Below are 13,573 nucleotides of genomic sequence, written 5' to 3' on the forward strand. Positions count from 1 at the left end.
GTCTAAGATTCTCTTTTTTCGGATGCAAAAGGCATTAAGACCCGGTTCTAAACTCTCCGCTAAAATATCTCACTTTTATATCATCTCTCATCCACTCGAGATTATTAGGCACCTGGGGGATGCTGTATCCAATGAAAATAGGCGTAGTAATATAGCGCGGAACAATTTTCGCGTAAATCTCCCTGCCCAGCTTGTAGAAAAACAAGTTATAACTATTACTTGGAAAAGGGAAGGCATTCAGAATATAATGCGCTGCAGTCTGGATGCATTTCGCAAAGTACGGAATATCATCCTGATCGGCAAGCTTCACATTAAATTCATAAAAGCCGATTCTCGGGGAAGTCGATAAAGTGAACACCGTTCCGCTTTCCTCATGAATAAGGAGCCCTTCAAAATCCTGCACCTGAATTCTTTCCTTGTAATCAATATTTTTTAATCCCACAATCTGCATATGCGGGTGGGCGATACTTCCCCCGGATAATGGCCCATGGTTTTTGAAAAATAATACAGATTCATATTCCCCGCTTTCTTCCATTAGCAGCCAATGTTTTAAACCAAATGAAATTAACCTGACCAAATGCTCTTCAGGATAAACCGACAGCTCACCGTCACATTGATCCGTTTCAATCAGCACCGTCTGATAGGAGTTTTCCAGAACAGGAAACTTATTTTTCAGCAAAATAATTGAATCCTCTACGGCAATGATATCGGTCAGCTCCTCCCTTGCACAAAAAGGGCAGCTGATATCCTTATTCCGAATGCTATTAGGCTTTTGGACCCCAATCCCCGTATTAAAATGCAAATGTGTATCTGACATCTCTTTGACACCTGCTTTTCTGTAATCTCTCCTTCTATATTATCATGAAACTGTGAGTGGGGTATCTGTGCCAGTTTCATCGGTGCTCTTAATCGATGATGCTCTTGGGGGCCGGGGAGGGGTTCGGACATTCATCGGATTTTTTCGGGGGTGAGTCTGAAGCTGCACCCTGTTCGGACTCAAACTGGCCGGTTCCTGCCGCTTGTGTCTGAAGTTGCTCTGACTTCCGACTCAAATTGACTTTATCCTGTGGTTTGTGTCTGAAGTTGCTCCGACTTCGGACTTTCACCGGGCTTTTCGGGGGTTTTGTGTCCGAAGTCCCCGCCAAAACTTTATCTGGTAAACTAAAAGAATCAGCGGGGTAATTAATCCTCCCCGCTGAAAAGTATTTAATGCACCGTTAATTCAGTTTCTGTGTGCTCGTGAATGTCGTCGCCTTTTTCGACATGTGTCGTGATGGTGTATGTGCCTGCATTTGTAAACTGATGGCCGGCAGTGTATTTGCCCGGTTCTGGTTCAGACATATTCACCCATTGAGGTGTTTCACCATTCAGCGAGATTTCAAGTTTTACTTTAGCATCCGCGAGCGGTTCCCCTTCATTATCAACCAGGGCAGATAGTTGTGTTTGTTCGTTTGCATGGACTTGGTCAGGGGCCTGCAGCTCAATGGACACCTCACCGCCATGGCCGTGAGAGTGGCCATCTTCATTTTCTTGATCATGCCCCGTTTCTGAGTCCCCTGCTTTGACTTCACCCACTTGTACCGAAACCATTGGCATCGTATGCTGGCTTCTTGCCGTAACATGGGACTGAACATAGTAAAGGCCTTCTTCTGCGAAAGCATGTTCAGCGGTATATTTCCCCTCTGACCCGTGCTTTGCCTCTATCATTTTACCGTTTTCTTTTTGTCCTTCCTGCCAGACTTCAAATTTCACCTCATCCGCATCTTTTACGGCCTCCCCGCCTTGTTTGACAGTGACAGCAAGGGTCACCCTCTCACCAGGATTAATGGTTTCAGGCACCTCGATGACAGCTTCAATAATCTGCGGCACTTCGTCGTTTTTTGCAGGCTTTTCTTCATCAGATTGGCTGCATCCGCCAAGAACCAGCAATCCCGCCATTAGGCTGAATAATATCTTTTTCAATTTAGTGTCCCTCTCTTTATCTATAATGTTCTTTGATAATCTAACTATAAAAGCCATTTGTGATAAAACAATGAAATCTTTTCAAAAAATAAAAGGCCCTTTCAGGCCTTTTGAGATTTAGTACAAAGGATTGCTTTTTATTATGTATTTTATACTAAATGGTTGCAAGATCATTCAGAACCACTTTTTTGTCCTCTTCTTTTGCGATCTCTTCGGCAGCCTCGAAAGCAAGCTTTTTATATTGCTGTACATTTTCTTCATCGCCGGCTATTTTATAGGCGCGGGCCAACGCTTCATAGGCGAATGCCAAATCAAAGTCCCCAATTTTGTTAGAAAGACAAATTTCAAGATTTCTTTTAGCATGAAATAGAGCGGGTTCAGCCCGGTTTAAGACTGTATATACCCTGGATATCTGCCACTCTCCCCTTGAAAGGTTAACAGGGTGCCCGACAATTCCCCAATGATAGCGCGATGTATGTACCATATGGATCATTTCGAGGTTTTCTTCTTCCGTTCTATCAGGATTTTCCATCAGGTCCCATACTTTGTTGAATAAGCTGATGGCCAATTTTCTATGTTCGTCTTTTTCCATTAATACTTGCTGTACCATTTCAGTCATCTCCCTTTTATAGACTCTTTTAATAAATTCGTTAAAAAGCCCGATTTCCCTTTGGCTCTCTTATCTTCTAATTCAGCTTATCCGTCATATATTTAGAGAGTGGAGGGATTGATATGAATTCTAAATTAAGCGTCCATTCTCTTTTCTTTTATATAAACAGCTGGCTTTTCAGTATTTGTGCAGTCATGGCGCTTGCCGGGGCTGTTACGCTTTATCCGGCTGCCTTTTCTTCGTCACATATGAATGTGCTGCTAAAGGATATTAAAGCCGGCCAGCTCTTCATTCACTTTTTAAAAGCTGAGAATCATTATTTTTATAAGGAAGCTCCTGCCGAAAGCTACTCCCTGTCCGGAACCCTATTTAAGCTGGCAACCAATACACAGCCGCAGGATATTAGAACGTTCCTTGGCCGGGAGCTCCCTGGTTTTTCGATTTTTGATACCAGTATTGCCGTTGCCGGAGAGGGTACCGATTTCACCAACCTGCCAGTGGAATCCGCCCCTCCCCTTGAAGTTCTTTTAAAAGAAAAAGAACTGGCTATGAATAACGGCCAGAGTGAGGAAAATGGTGCTCCCCCGGTAATTCCGGACGAAAAGGGGGTTTTCATTTACCATTCCCACAGCTGGGAATCGTTTGCTCCATTATTAAAAGATGTAAAAAATACAGATGAGGCCGTCAGCCCCAATGAACAGGTGAATATTATTGCTGTCGGGAAAAAGCTTAGTGAAGAATTGGCTAGAAAAGGCATAGGTGCGGAGCATGATAAAACCAACATAGCCGCAGAACTGAAAAAGAAGGGCTGGAACTGGGAAAATTCCTATGCGATGTCCAGAGAAACTGTCCAGACTGCCATGACAGAGAATAAAGATGTTAAATTCCTGATTGATATCCACAGGGATTCACTGCCTCGCGGGAAGACTACCGCATTAATTGGCCAGGAGCCATACGCTCGACTGTTTTTTGTCGTGGGCAAGGAGCACAAAAGCTATGAGCAGAACTTAAAAGTGGCTACGGAGCTCCACCAGGCACTGGAAGAAAAATATAAGGGAATTAGCAGGGGGGTCATTGTGAAAGGAAAAAGTGAAGGCAACGGCATATATAACCAGGATCTTTCCGAACGGGCCCTTCTGCTGGAATTCGGAGGTGTGGAAAATAATCTGGATGAACTGAATAACTCCATTAAAGCTTTTGCGGATGTATTCAGTGATTATTACTTGAAGGCAGAGCCGGTCAATGCGAAAGATTAGCGCATGCCACTATTGTCTCCTGTTTACTTTTTTCAGCACCTGTTTTCTTTACCTTCTGTTTGGCATAAGCACGATTACGGTTGCCTGCCTGTTTTCAGGAATGTCCCTCTCCATTATCAATTTAATAGAGGATGAAATGAAGGCATTCAGACAGGAACACAATGGCCGATACAGGAAAAAATAATTGTTTTCTGCTTTAATAGGAGATAATGAAGCAGAAAATAGGAGTGATGAAAGTGAAATTGGCTATTATAACAGGCGCATCAAAAGGGTTAGGAGCGGCCATTGCGAGGAGAATGATGTCTGAAGGAACAGGAATCATATCTGTATCAAGGACCGAAAACCCAGAATTGGCAAAAATTGCTGCAGAGAACAACGTGTTCTTCGCTCAATATTTCTGCAACCTGTCCTCACCGGATGAGCTTGAAACTGTTTTCAGCAAACTGACAGCCTTATTGCAGGAAAAAAATCCGGAGACCGTATATGTATTTAACAACGCAGGGATCATAGATCCAATCGGGACAGCCGGGAATCTCAATCATGCGGCATTAATTCAAAATGCTCATGTTAATTTGATTGCTCCTATGATGATTTCGAACATCCTGCTGCGTGAAGTTTCAAGTGAAATGATCATTATCAATATTACTTCAGGCGCTGCAGAAAGGCCCATACAGGGGTGGAGTGCTTACTGCAGCACCAAGGCCGGAATAAATATGTTCACGGAAACTGCTGCACTGGAATTGCAGACAGCAGGAAGCAGCCATAAGATTATTGCCTTTAGTCCAGGTGTCATGGACACAGATATGCAGGGAACCATTCGCTCTTCAGCAAAGGAAGCATTTCATGATCTGGAGAAATTCCAGGAATATAAGGAGAAAGGAATGCTAAGGGATACGGAAACTGTGGCAAACGCATTGGCAGGTCTGCTTCATAAGGAGATTGAGAGCGGAAAAGTTTATTATGTAAACGACTTCATTTAAAGATGTCAAAAGCCGGCTGGCGGGCCGGCTTTCTTATTTATCTTCCAATATATTACTATCGACGACACCATGGTGAATACGCAGCACTTCATGGTTATTTTCTCTTTGTATAACAAAAAAACCATTTGAGAAGTCGGAGGATAATTCTTTAAAGAAGATGCCCATTATCCCATTCTCATTACTTTCTCCAATGACTAGATGATAATCGGAGCCTTTTTTGACGATCTGGGCCGGCAGCCCTTTATCAGTATCATCAGAAGGATCATAGACCTTTCTGGAAACTTCTGCGACAAGAATATCCACCCCATCAAGCAGCTGGAATAATTCATTGACCAGGGAAGGCTTTACCATCCGCTCCAGCCTGGTTTGAACAGCCTGTCCAATAATAATCTGGGTAATTTTGTACTCCTGTACCACATCAGCGATCACCTTGGCTGTTTTTTTGCCCCCGGCATACTTGGCGAGCATCTCCAGCCCGTATTTCTCTGCTAAACTTTCGAACAAGTATTTTGTCTGAAGCTCGTTAAAGTTAAACTCTTCCTGTTTCCGGTTTTCTACGGAGAGTATATAGCCCTCTCCCTGAAAAGCTTCCTTCAGTTTTTTTCCTCTCTGGGCCAGTCTTTCCGCATGATTGGGATTGCTTACACAAATTAAAATATTTTCCTTCATTTTAACACCTCTCCACCGGATTCTATTTTCAGTATAGCACGAATACCATGGAATAAACCTGGGGCACAAGGGAACCAAAAGTTTGAATCAAAACTTTTTTAGAAAATATGAATAATAATTTTTTTGTCCGGGCATACTAATCCTACAAGTGTAAATCCCCCTTTTTTCAGCTTCCTTTCAAGGAAGCATTTTTTTTGCAAAATTGCCTATTTGCCCGCCAATACAAAAAATAACCCGCCTTTTTAAGAGAGGGTTCCACTAGATATTATCCATAAGACGGTTTTTTTAAAGAACATTTTGAAGCTTCTCCCGCCAGCTCGGGAGCATAATAACTGAGCTTTTTAATTAAATAGCAGGCTTCCGGGAAATGATGCTCGAGAAATCTCAGAGTCGTTTTATTGAGAATTCTTTTGCCGGCATATTTTTGGACTATACCTTTAATATATTCATTCATTTCAATGACAGCAGCTCCCACGTCCCTCGCCATTTCCTGCTGGCGCGGAAACCCCGGCTCCGTGAATCGGAGATACCCCTTCATATGGCGGTTCTGCACGAGGAACCCCTGAAAAATCCTCGTATAAATTTGAGCCTGTTCCTCTACAAAAACCTCAATTGGATCAATTGAATTCCTCAAAAGAATAATATGCCCCAGCTGGTCCTCGAGCCACAAATCCAGCAGATCAAAAAGAGATTGCGGCGGAGCTGTAAGCCCTTTTGCATAATAAAAAAGAAGCCTCAGATATTCCTGATTCTCACTTAATGTGCCGTTAAAATACGTGGGCGAAAGATTAATATTGATCATGTTTTTGATTCTAAGGTTCTGAATTTTTCCTTCAAATTGAAAATAGCCATTTGCAATTGGCCATATCTCCATCACCATTGCAACAGCCTCCCGGGATTCTGCCTGTACAGATGGGGATAATTCGTTAAGCCTAATCCTGAGATCCCGGAAGGCTTGTCTGTAATCATCCGCTCTTTTTACATACTTGCCTTCAGCCGGAGAAAGATGGTCCCTGACAAAAATCGCATGATCTTCAAGAATCTCCAGCCAAAAAGCATGCTCCTCCCACGGTGTCAAACCTATTTCATTCATCCAAATCCCCCCAAAATAATCCTTGTAAATGTATATGCAATTTAAAAGGAAACATGAAGGCCGGTCCGGATAAAAAGGAAGTAATTCAGAAAAAATAAGGTAGCAATCAAAGAAAGGAGAATCGCCATGACAAAGAAGTTCAACAAAGGCAGTAATAATCAAAATTCACCAAGAGGGAATCAATCCCCGATCAGCGGTGATAACAGCAAGGGCAACAAGAGGAATAAGGACCAAAAAGATAAGACTGATTTGGATTAAGAGAAAACCGGCTTCCTGTTGGGAGCCGGTTTTCAATATTAAAAACTATCCATAACTGAGTTTTCCGGAACTTTGAACGGGTCGTTTTTATCAATTCGATCATAAAACATAATTCCGTTCAGGTGGTCGATCTCATGCTGCATGATGATAGACGGAATCCCCTTAAACCGGAGTGTCACTTCCTCGCCATCAAGATTATATGCTTTTACCTTAATGCGCTCATAACGGGGCACATACCCTTTTACATCACGGTCTACAGACAGGCAGCCTTCACCCTCCGGAAGAAAAATGACACCGACAGAGTGGCTGATAATTTTTGGGTTAATTACATAATGTTCCTGTGGCTCACCTTTTTCATTGGTAAAATAAGCTGTAAACATGCGCTTGTTCAGGCCAATTTGGTTGGCGGATAGCCCAATGCCCGGACGCAAGCCATATTTCTTTGCAGGTGCAGGGTCCTGGCTGTTCTTCAAATACTGCATCATCGCAATCAGCGTTCCGCGATCTTCTTCAGTCAAAGGCATTGTGACTTCTTTTGTAACTTCACGCAGGATCGGATCACCCTCACGTACAATATCCTTCATCGTAATGATTGTATCAGCATTAAATTTACTCATAAATAAACAATTCATCTACCTTTACTTTTAGTGTTTTAGATATTTTAAAAGCAAGCTCCAATGTGGGATTATATTTATTATTTTCTATGCAGTTAATTGTCTGCCTGGCCACACTGCATTCTTGAGCGAGCCTTTTCTGAGTTATTCCCAGCTTTTTTCGTATTTCCTTTATTTTATTTTTCATCCTGCCACCTTATGGGCCGAAACTGTTCTTATGGTAGCATTTCAGATGTGAGGATGTCTAATAGTTTGGACATTCACAGCTCCACAAAAAATTTTTTCGTGAAAAATGGAAGATAACCTCGAAATTTTGATTTTTTCCGTTATCTAACTTGCTTATCCGTGAAAATGCAAAAAGCCAGTGCAGATCTTCTCCACACTGGTTCCCTATTTGACTACGCCTCTGCTTCAACCAGAGTTTCAGCTGGTTTTTTCTTTTTCAGCAGCAGCTTTAGCTCTCTTTTATATTTTCTCTTAGTAAGGATGTAAAGAAAATCTCCCTCCTCAATCTGGGTGTTGCCTGTTGGAGTAATTAACTCATCTTTACGAATGATTGCATTGACGAGTGCTCCTTCAGGAAAAGGGATCTCCATCAGATTTTGCCCGATAATGAATGCATCTTCTTCGATTTCGAATTCAATCATTTCAGCATCTGCTTTCCCAAGGGAAACCAATTCCAGGGAATGCATCGGAGTAGCCTTCTCAGGCCCAGTCAGACCGAGCTTTTCAGCTAACAATGTTATGGTTGATCCCTGGATAAGAGCGCTGGTCAGGACAACGAAAAAGACAACATTGAAAATTTCGTGACTTCCTTCCACGCCGGATAGCAGCGGAAAAGTGGCCAGCACAATTGGCACAGCCCCTTTTAATCCTGCCCAGGATAAGAAGATCAATTCTTTCATCGAAAAGCCCATTTTAATGGTGGTTAGAAAAACAGCAGCAGGTCTGGCAACAAATATGAGAAGTGCTGAAAGAGCCAGGCCTTTTAGCAAAATGTCAGATTGGAAAAGTTCATTCGGAAAGACCAGAAGGCCTAAAATAACGAACATCGCAATTTGCATCATCCAGGCAAAACCTTCCGTAAAACGGAAAACAGAGTGGCGATAGGCAATGTCTGCGTTGCCAATCATAATACCGGCCACATATACAGCAAGAAGGCCGCTGCCTCCCAGATAAGCTGTTATTCCATATGTCAGCATGGCAAAACCAGTTGCAAACACAGGATAAAGGCCGCTTGAATCCAAGTTAATTTTATTCAATGACCATATTGCGAACTTGCCAAACAACAGACCGGCTATTGCTCCCACTCCCATTTGGATAAAGAAGGAACCAACAAGTGCGAAAATGCCGGAGCCGGGAGTCATGATCAGCTCAATCATGGCAACTGTCAGGAACACTGCCATGGGATCATTGGAGCCGGACTCGGCTTCCAGTGTTGCGGAAATCCTGGGCTGTATATTTTGCCCTTTTAAAACAGCAAAAACGGCAGCTGCATCAGTTGAACCGACAATCGCACCAAATAGCACTGCGACAGGCCAATCTACACCGAGAATAAACTTTGCTGCCACAGCAACAAGTCCGGTGGTAATCACAACACCTAAGGTTGCCAATGATAAAGAGGGTACAATGACCGTCCGAGCTGTTTTCCAGTTCGTCTGCAGTCCGCCTTCAAACAAAATAATGATAAAGGCTAAAACCCCAATCATCTGCGCAATTCTCGCATTATCAAAATAAATGAATTGCCCCAATCCCATTCCGACCGCGATAAACAGAACAAGAGCTGGGACGCCAAGCCGTGCAGAAAATTTAGTTGTCATTACTCCAATAATAAAAAGAATAGCAGCCAGCAGGATAAGTGCATCTGTGTGCCAAATAAATTCAGCCAATACGATCACCTTCTTTATTCAGATTTAATCAAAGGATATAGGTTATAAAAAATGTTTTTTCTTTGTTGAGGATTACTTTTTATTGCACCAGGAACAGGATAATGCCAGGAGAGATGATGACAGCAGCTCATTGCGGATCTAGCATGGCGCAGAGCTGCTATTAGAAAGAAGTGACAGTGAGTCGCTGGCTTTGTTTCCCGTATACGAGTATCTTTTGCAGCTTCCACTGTCTTTATCGGTTGTTAATGTAACATAAATACATTATAACATATATTATGTAACATCTCACTTCATATGCATGCTTTTTTTTAAAAAAAAATCGGACTTGCCCTTAGGCAAATCCGCTAAATTTCTTTGTATAGATGGATCATCTCATCTTCCACTTTAAACTCCTTATATCCGCAGCGTTTATAGAGGTTTACCGCACTATCCCAGGCAATATTTGTTTCCAGGACAATTTTTATGTAACCGGCTGCTTTGGCATGATCCTCCAGTTTCCGTACCATCATTCCGGCAAGGCCATGACCCCGGAATTCCTTTTTTACAGACATTCGCTGCAGCCTGCACTCCCCATTGCCTTCATGGGTAATTGCACCTGTACACACCAGTTCATTATCAATTAAACCAGCCAAAAAAAGGGCACCTTCAGCGTTATATGTTTCTATAAGGCAGTACAAATCAGGATTTAAGGAATGGTCAATAAACCCGAAGCGTTCCTGGAATCCATTCAATATTAATTCTTTTGCAGCAGTTTCGTAATCTTTTGAGAGCGGTACAATCTTTAAATGCGATTTAATTTTTTTCAGTTCAGCAGCAGTCTGCTTTATTTCACATACCTCAGTCAAACCCACATTAATTGTTTTTCCATTAACAGTTGTTGTTTTCATAGATTCTCCTGTTTTTTCCTTTTATAATAAGGTATTAGCAGTGAAAAGAGAATTCATTCTAGAGAGTAAATATAGACAGAGCTTCTCTCTGGAATTTCTGCTGTTCTGAATACACTCAGTTTCCACTTCCCCGCCAGACGAAAAAGCGTAATCCTATATCCCATACGCCTCAAGTCCTAGCAGGAAATAAAGCTGCGGCTCAATGCGCAAAGACTTCGCCTTTTGTAAGATATACTTAAGAAATCTATAGAATGAAAGCAGGGGAATCACTTTGAAAAGGATACTTGTAATATTTATTATTTTAATCAGTTCCTATTTGCTCTTTACCGGCGTGAACAGCTGGCTCAGCTTTGGAGGCAACAGTACCGAAGCTTCTCTCAGCAAGAGGATAAATACTATCAGCATAGATGTATCAAGCTCAGATACAGTCATTATTCCTGAAAAGAGAAATGATGTCAGAGCGGAGCTTGACGGTAAAGGCAAAGTGAGAGTAAATAAGTCTGGAAACGAAATTCGTGTAGAATATAAAAGAAAGTGGCTGGATGGCTTTCAGTTTTTCAATAACAAAAGCAATCTGAAAGTTTACGTTCCTGAAGATTTCAATAAATCCATGTCCATTGACATCGGTTCCGGCCGTTTGAATTTCGCCGGTGAATCTGAGAGCAAGCCTTTCGAGCTTGAGAGCCTGGATGTTAATATGAGCTCGGGAAAAGTCAGCCTGGCCAACATTAAGACGGATGAATTTGAGCATGAAGGCTCCTCGGGAATGATGGATGCCAATCACTTATTTGCCCGATCAGGCGAAATAGATATGAGTTCAGGCAAAGTGAAGATCCGCAACTACCAGGGCAAGCTTGACGCCGGGGTCTCATCTGGACATCTCGATATAATGGTCGGCAAGCTGATTGACTCTATTAAAGTGGAAGCCAGTTCAGGCTTTGTCCGCCTTGACTTGCCTGATGATGCAGACTTCATCTTAAAAGGCAAAGCAAGCAGCGGCCATATCAGCAGCACTTTCGAATTGGATGATGAAGAGCGGGATAAAAATGATATTTCAGGCAAACATGGATCAGGTGAACACGACATCCGCATCTCTGTATCCAGCGGGAAAGCCGAAATTAATTAAGTCCGGGAAACCGGGCTTTTTTTGATGCTGAATGAGGATAAGGAGAGGTTCATTGCCGGATGGGAACAGATAGGAAGACAGGCAATTACTTATGTGGAAAAATAAAAAGACGGCCATGAATGGGGATAACTTTTTATCCCGGTTATGATTACCTATGTGGATAACTCTATTTTCTCCATGAATTATCCACGCTGTGTGGATGAAACGGGCAAAAAACAACTTTAATTGTGGATACTTCTGAAAAATTCAAAAAATCAATGAATTAGTTATTCACATTTTGAAACAGCGGGAAGTTAATCCTCAACCGCTGGATTAATTGTGGATTACAAATACTCAACTTAATCCGAAAGCTTCAGCCAGCATTGTGTATGAATTTAGCTTGCCCTGAAAATCATGGATATTGGTGATGATCATAAACTCATCTGTTGCGTAGATTTCGCTGAGCAGCTGCAATTCTTCTTTTATTTTTCGGGGAGTACCAACCAGCATTCTTTTGCGGTTTTCAGCTATTTTCTTTTTTTCCGCATGTGTGAGCTGGATACTTTCAGATTCTGTGCTTGGGATTAATCTAGTATCCCTCCCTTTTTCAACTGCCAGAAGCCACATATCCTGGCTCAATGCCAGCTTTTCAGCCTCTTCCTGTGTCTGTGCGCATACAATAAAAATACACACATTTGCTTTCGGTTCAGACAAAGCTGCTGAAGGCTGGAATTGACTGAAATATGTATCCATTACTCTCTTTCCATTGGCAGGATTGATAAAGTGCCCATACGTAAAGGCAGCTCCCGCTTCCGCAGCCAGCCTTGCTCCGCGATGTGTGATTCCAAGAAGCCACAATAGTGCAGGGTCTTCAGCCTCTGGAAAAGCTTTGACTTGCTGATAAGGATGTCCTTCTGGAAGCTCCTTGTTCAAAAACCCCTGCAAATCCCTAAGCTGTCTCGGAAATTCATTCAGACTTTTCCTTACGCCATCTGTCAGGGCAAGCCGGGTGGATGCGGATCCTCCGGGGGACCTCCCAACGCCCAAATCGATTCTTCCAGGAAATAATGTCTGGAGAACATTAAAATTTTCGGCAATTTTATAAGGACTGTATTGCGGCAAAAGTACACCGCCTGAACCAACCCTGATTTCGCTGGTGCTTGATGCAATATGTGAGATAAGAATTTCCGGTGAGGAGCCAGCCATTCCATTCGAATTATGATGCTCAGCCACCCAAAAACGAGTGTAGCCAAGCTGTTCTGCCATTTGAGCTAGCTTGACTGTTTTACGAAAAGTTTCAGCGGCAGTATCCCCTTTCGCCACGACTGATTGATCCAATACACTGAGCTTCATGAGAACTCCCCTTTCATTGAAGTGATCTTATCATAATGTCTGCAGCTTCCTCAAACGTGTCAGCTGCGCAAGCGGTTTATTAGGAAATTCACCTCCTTTCTGGTAGTATATGAATGATTTTTTTAGAGGAGGAAAAACGATGCATACATTAAAAGGCAAAACAGCTCTCATCACGGGAGCAGGCAGAGGAATCGGCCGTGCAGCAGCCATAGCGCTCGCAAAAGAAGGCGTCCATATTGGTTTGCTTGGCCGCACGATTGAAAATCTGGAAAAAGTGGCGGATGAACTTAGCCAGTACGATGTGAATGTATCTGCTGCAGCAGCCGATGTTGCCGACCTCGAAGCTGTTACTCATGCAGTCGAGCATATTAAGTCAGACCTTGGCTCTGTGGATATCCTGATTAACAATGCCGGAATCGCCAAGTTTGGAGGATTCCTGGAGCTTTCTCCCGCTGAGTGGGAAAGCATCATTAAGGTCAACTTGATGGGTGTTTATAATGTTACAAGAGCGGTTCTTCCTGAAATGATTGAACAGAAGTCCGGAGATATTATCAACATTGCATCCACAGCAGGCCAAAAAGGTGCGCCTGTCACCAGTGCATACAGCGCATCCAAATTTGCCGTTTTAGGCTTAACAGAGTCCCTGATGCTTGAAGTTAGAAAACACAATATTCGAGTTAGCGCGTTGACTCCAAGTACGGTTGCCACTGACCTTGCGATTGAAACAAACCTGACTGACGGCAACCCTGAAAAAGTCATGCAGCCGGAAGATCTGGCAGAATTCATGGTAGCACAGCTGAAATTGAACCCTCGGGTGTTTGTGAAAACAGCCGGCATGTGGTCGACAAATCCATAAGGTTTAGCAGAAAGCCTCAATGCATAATTGGGGCTTTCTGC

General features: G+C 42.8%; 15 protein-coding genes. 5 read left to right on the top strand and 10 right to left on the bottom strand.

Annotation, left to right across the window (positions count from 1 at the left end; genetic code table 11):
- Positions 1-34 precede the first annotated feature (34 nt).
- From BK139_RS11810 to BK139_RS11820, 3 genes are all read right to left on the bottom strand, one after another.
- A complete protein-coding gene (locus tag BK139_RS11810; protein ID WP_076258872.1) occupies positions 35-817 on the bottom strand; it encodes a DUF4931 domain-containing protein in 783 nt (260 codons plus the stop codon).
- Between the two features lie 389 nt (positions 818-1,206).
- Positions 1,207-1,962 carry a FixH family protein gene (locus tag BK139_RS11815; protein WP_286148617.1) on the bottom strand — a complete coding sequence of 252 codons (756 nt, stop codon included), beginning with the start codon at positions 1,960-1,962 and terminating at the stop codon, positions 1,207-1,209.
- A gap of 154 nt (positions 1,963-2,116) precedes the next feature.
- Positions 2,117-2,572 (bottom strand): hypothetical protein, encoded by a 456-nt coding sequence (locus BK139_RS11820; RefSeq protein ID WP_286148618.1) that lies wholly within the window; start codon positions 2,570-2,572, stop codon positions 2,117-2,119.
- Between the two features lie 122 nt (positions 2,573-2,694).
- On the opposite strand from BK139_RS11820, the gene spoIIP reads away from it, so the two are divergent.
- On the top strand, positions 2,695-3,828 hold the full coding sequence (gene spoIIP / locus BK139_RS11825) for a stage II sporulation protein P (protein ID WP_076258876.1): 1,134 nt from the start codon (positions 2,695-2,697) through the stop codon (positions 3,826-3,828).
- Between the two features lie 209 nt (positions 3,829-4,037).
- The gene (locus tag BK139_RS11830) at positions 4,038-4,808 is read left to right on the top strand and encodes a (S)-benzoin forming benzil reductase (protein WP_286148621.1); all 771 of its coding nucleotides are present in this window, start codon (positions 4,038-4,040) and stop codon (positions 4,806-4,808) included.
- 33 nt (positions 4,809-4,841) lie between these two features.
- Here BK139_RS11830 and BK139_RS11835 read toward each other — a convergent pair whose 3' ends face one another.
- Both BK139_RS11835 and BK139_RS11840 read right to left on the bottom strand, forming a co-directional pair.
- Complete coding sequence (locus BK139_RS11835) at positions 4,842-5,477, bottom strand: adenine nucleotide alpha hydrolase family protein (RefSeq protein WP_076258878.1); 636 nt, start codon at positions 5,475-5,477, stop codon at positions 4,842-4,844.
- A gap of 265 nt (positions 5,478-5,742) precedes the next feature.
- Positions 5,743-6,570, bottom strand: coding sequence for a DUF2935 domain-containing protein (locus BK139_RS11840; RefSeq protein WP_076258880.1), 828 nt, complete (start codon positions 6,568-6,570; stop codon positions 5,743-5,745).
- Between the two features lie 126 nt (positions 6,571-6,696).
- Here BK139_RS11840 and BK139_RS24360 point away from each other — a divergent pair, with 126 nt between their 5' ends.
- Positions 6,697-6,828 carry a hypothetical protein gene (locus BK139_RS24360; protein WP_258751946.1) on the top strand — a complete coding sequence of 44 codons (132 nt, stop codon included), beginning with the start codon at positions 6,697-6,699 and terminating at the stop codon, positions 6,826-6,828.
- Positions 6,829-6,866: 38 nt separating this feature from the next.
- On the opposite strand, the gene def is transcribed toward BK139_RS24360, so the two are convergent.
- From def to BK139_RS11860, 4 genes are all read right to left on the bottom strand, one after another.
- Positions 6,867-7,445 (bottom strand): peptide deformylase, encoded by a 579-nt coding sequence (gene def, locus BK139_RS11845; protein WP_076258883.1) that lies wholly within the window; start codon positions 7,443-7,445, stop codon positions 6,867-6,869.
- Positions 7,438-7,629, bottom strand: a complete 192-nt coding sequence (locus BK139_RS11850; protein ID WP_076258886.1) for a helix-turn-helix transcriptional regulator — start codon at positions 7,627-7,629, stop codon at positions 7,438-7,440. The genes def and BK139_RS11850 overlap by 8 nt, the downstream gene beginning before the upstream one ends.
- 211 nt (positions 7,630-7,840) lie before the next feature.
- On the bottom strand, positions 7,841-9,331 hold the full coding sequence (locus BK139_RS11855) for a potassium/proton antiporter (protein WP_076258888.1): 1,491 nt from the start codon (positions 9,329-9,331) through the stop codon (positions 7,841-7,843).
- 344 nt (positions 9,332-9,675) lie between these two features.
- A complete protein-coding gene (locus BK139_RS11860) occupies positions 9,676-10,218 on the bottom strand; it encodes a GNAT family N-acetyltransferase (RefSeq protein WP_076258890.1) in 543 nt (180 codons plus the stop codon).
- 271 nt (positions 10,219-10,489) lie between these two features.
- On the opposite strand from BK139_RS11860, the gene liaG reads away from it, so the two are divergent.
- Positions 10,490-11,344 (top strand): LiaG family protein, encoded by an 855-nt coding sequence (gene liaG, locus BK139_RS11865; RefSeq protein ID WP_076258893.1) that lies wholly within the window; start codon positions 10,490-10,492, stop codon positions 11,342-11,344.
- Between the two features lie 333 nt (positions 11,345-11,677).
- On the opposite strand, the gene BK139_RS11870 is transcribed toward liaG, so the two are convergent.
- Positions 11,678-12,676, bottom strand: coding sequence for an LLM class flavin-dependent oxidoreductase (locus BK139_RS11870; RefSeq protein ID WP_076258895.1), 999 nt, complete (start codon positions 12,674-12,676; stop codon positions 11,678-11,680).
- Positions 12,677-12,815: 139 nt separating this feature from the next.
- Between BK139_RS11870 and BK139_RS11875 the strand changes: the two genes are divergently transcribed.
- Positions 12,816-13,532, top strand: coding sequence for a 3-ketoacyl-ACP reductase (locus tag BK139_RS11875; RefSeq protein WP_076258898.1), 717 nt, complete (start codon positions 12,816-12,818; stop codon positions 13,530-13,532).
- Positions 13,533-13,573: the final 41 nt, after the last annotated feature.

Source organism: Paenibacillus sp. FSL R5-0490 (assembly GCF_001956215.1).
Taxonomy (GTDB): Bacteria; Bacillota; Bacilli; order Bacillales; family Cytobacillaceae; genus Cytobacillus.

Coding starts and splice junctions, on each gene's coding strand:
- BK139_RS11870 (WP_076258895.1), bottom strand. CDS start 12,676: ATGAAGCTCAGTGTATTGGATCAATCAGTCGTGGCGAAAGGGGATACT.
- BK139_RS11875 (WP_076258898.1), top strand. CDS start 12,816: ATGCATACATTAAAAGGCAAAACAGCTCTCATCACGGGAGCAGGCAGA.
- BK139_RS11850 (WP_076258886.1), bottom strand. CDS start 7,629: ATGAAAAATAAAATAAAGGAAATACGAAAAAAGCTGGGAATAACTCAG.
- def (WP_076258883.1), bottom strand. CDS start 7,445: ATGAGTAAATTTAATGCTGATACAATCATTACGATGAAGGATATTGTA.
- BK139_RS11810 (WP_076258872.1), bottom strand. CDS start 817: ATGTCAGATACACATTTGCATTTTAATACGGGGATTGGGGTCCAAAAG.
- spoIIP (WP_076258876.1), top strand. CDS start 2,695: ATGAATTCTAAATTAAGCGTCCATTCTCTTTTCTTTTATATAAACAGC.
- BK139_RS11835 (WP_076258878.1), bottom strand. CDS start 5,477: ATGAAGGAAAATATTTTAATTTGTGTAAGCAATCCCAATCATGCGGAA.
- BK139_RS24360 (WP_258751946.1), top strand. CDS start 6,697: ATGACAAAGAAGTTCAACAAAGGCAGTAATAATCAAAATTCACCAAGA.
- BK139_RS11820 (WP_286148618.1), bottom strand. CDS start 2,572: ATGGTACAGCAAGTATTAATGGAAAAAGACGAACATAGAAAATTGGCC.
- BK139_RS11840 (WP_076258880.1), bottom strand. CDS start 6,570: ATGAATGAAATAGGTTTGACACCGTGGGAGGAGCATGCTTTTTGGCTG.
- BK139_RS11830 (WP_286148621.1), top strand. CDS start 4,038: ATGAAGCAGAAAATAGGAGTGATGAAAGTGAAATTGGCTATTATAACA.
- BK139_RS11860 (WP_076258890.1), bottom strand. CDS start 10,218: ATGAAAACAACAACTGTTAATGGAAAAACAATTAATGTGGGTTTGACT.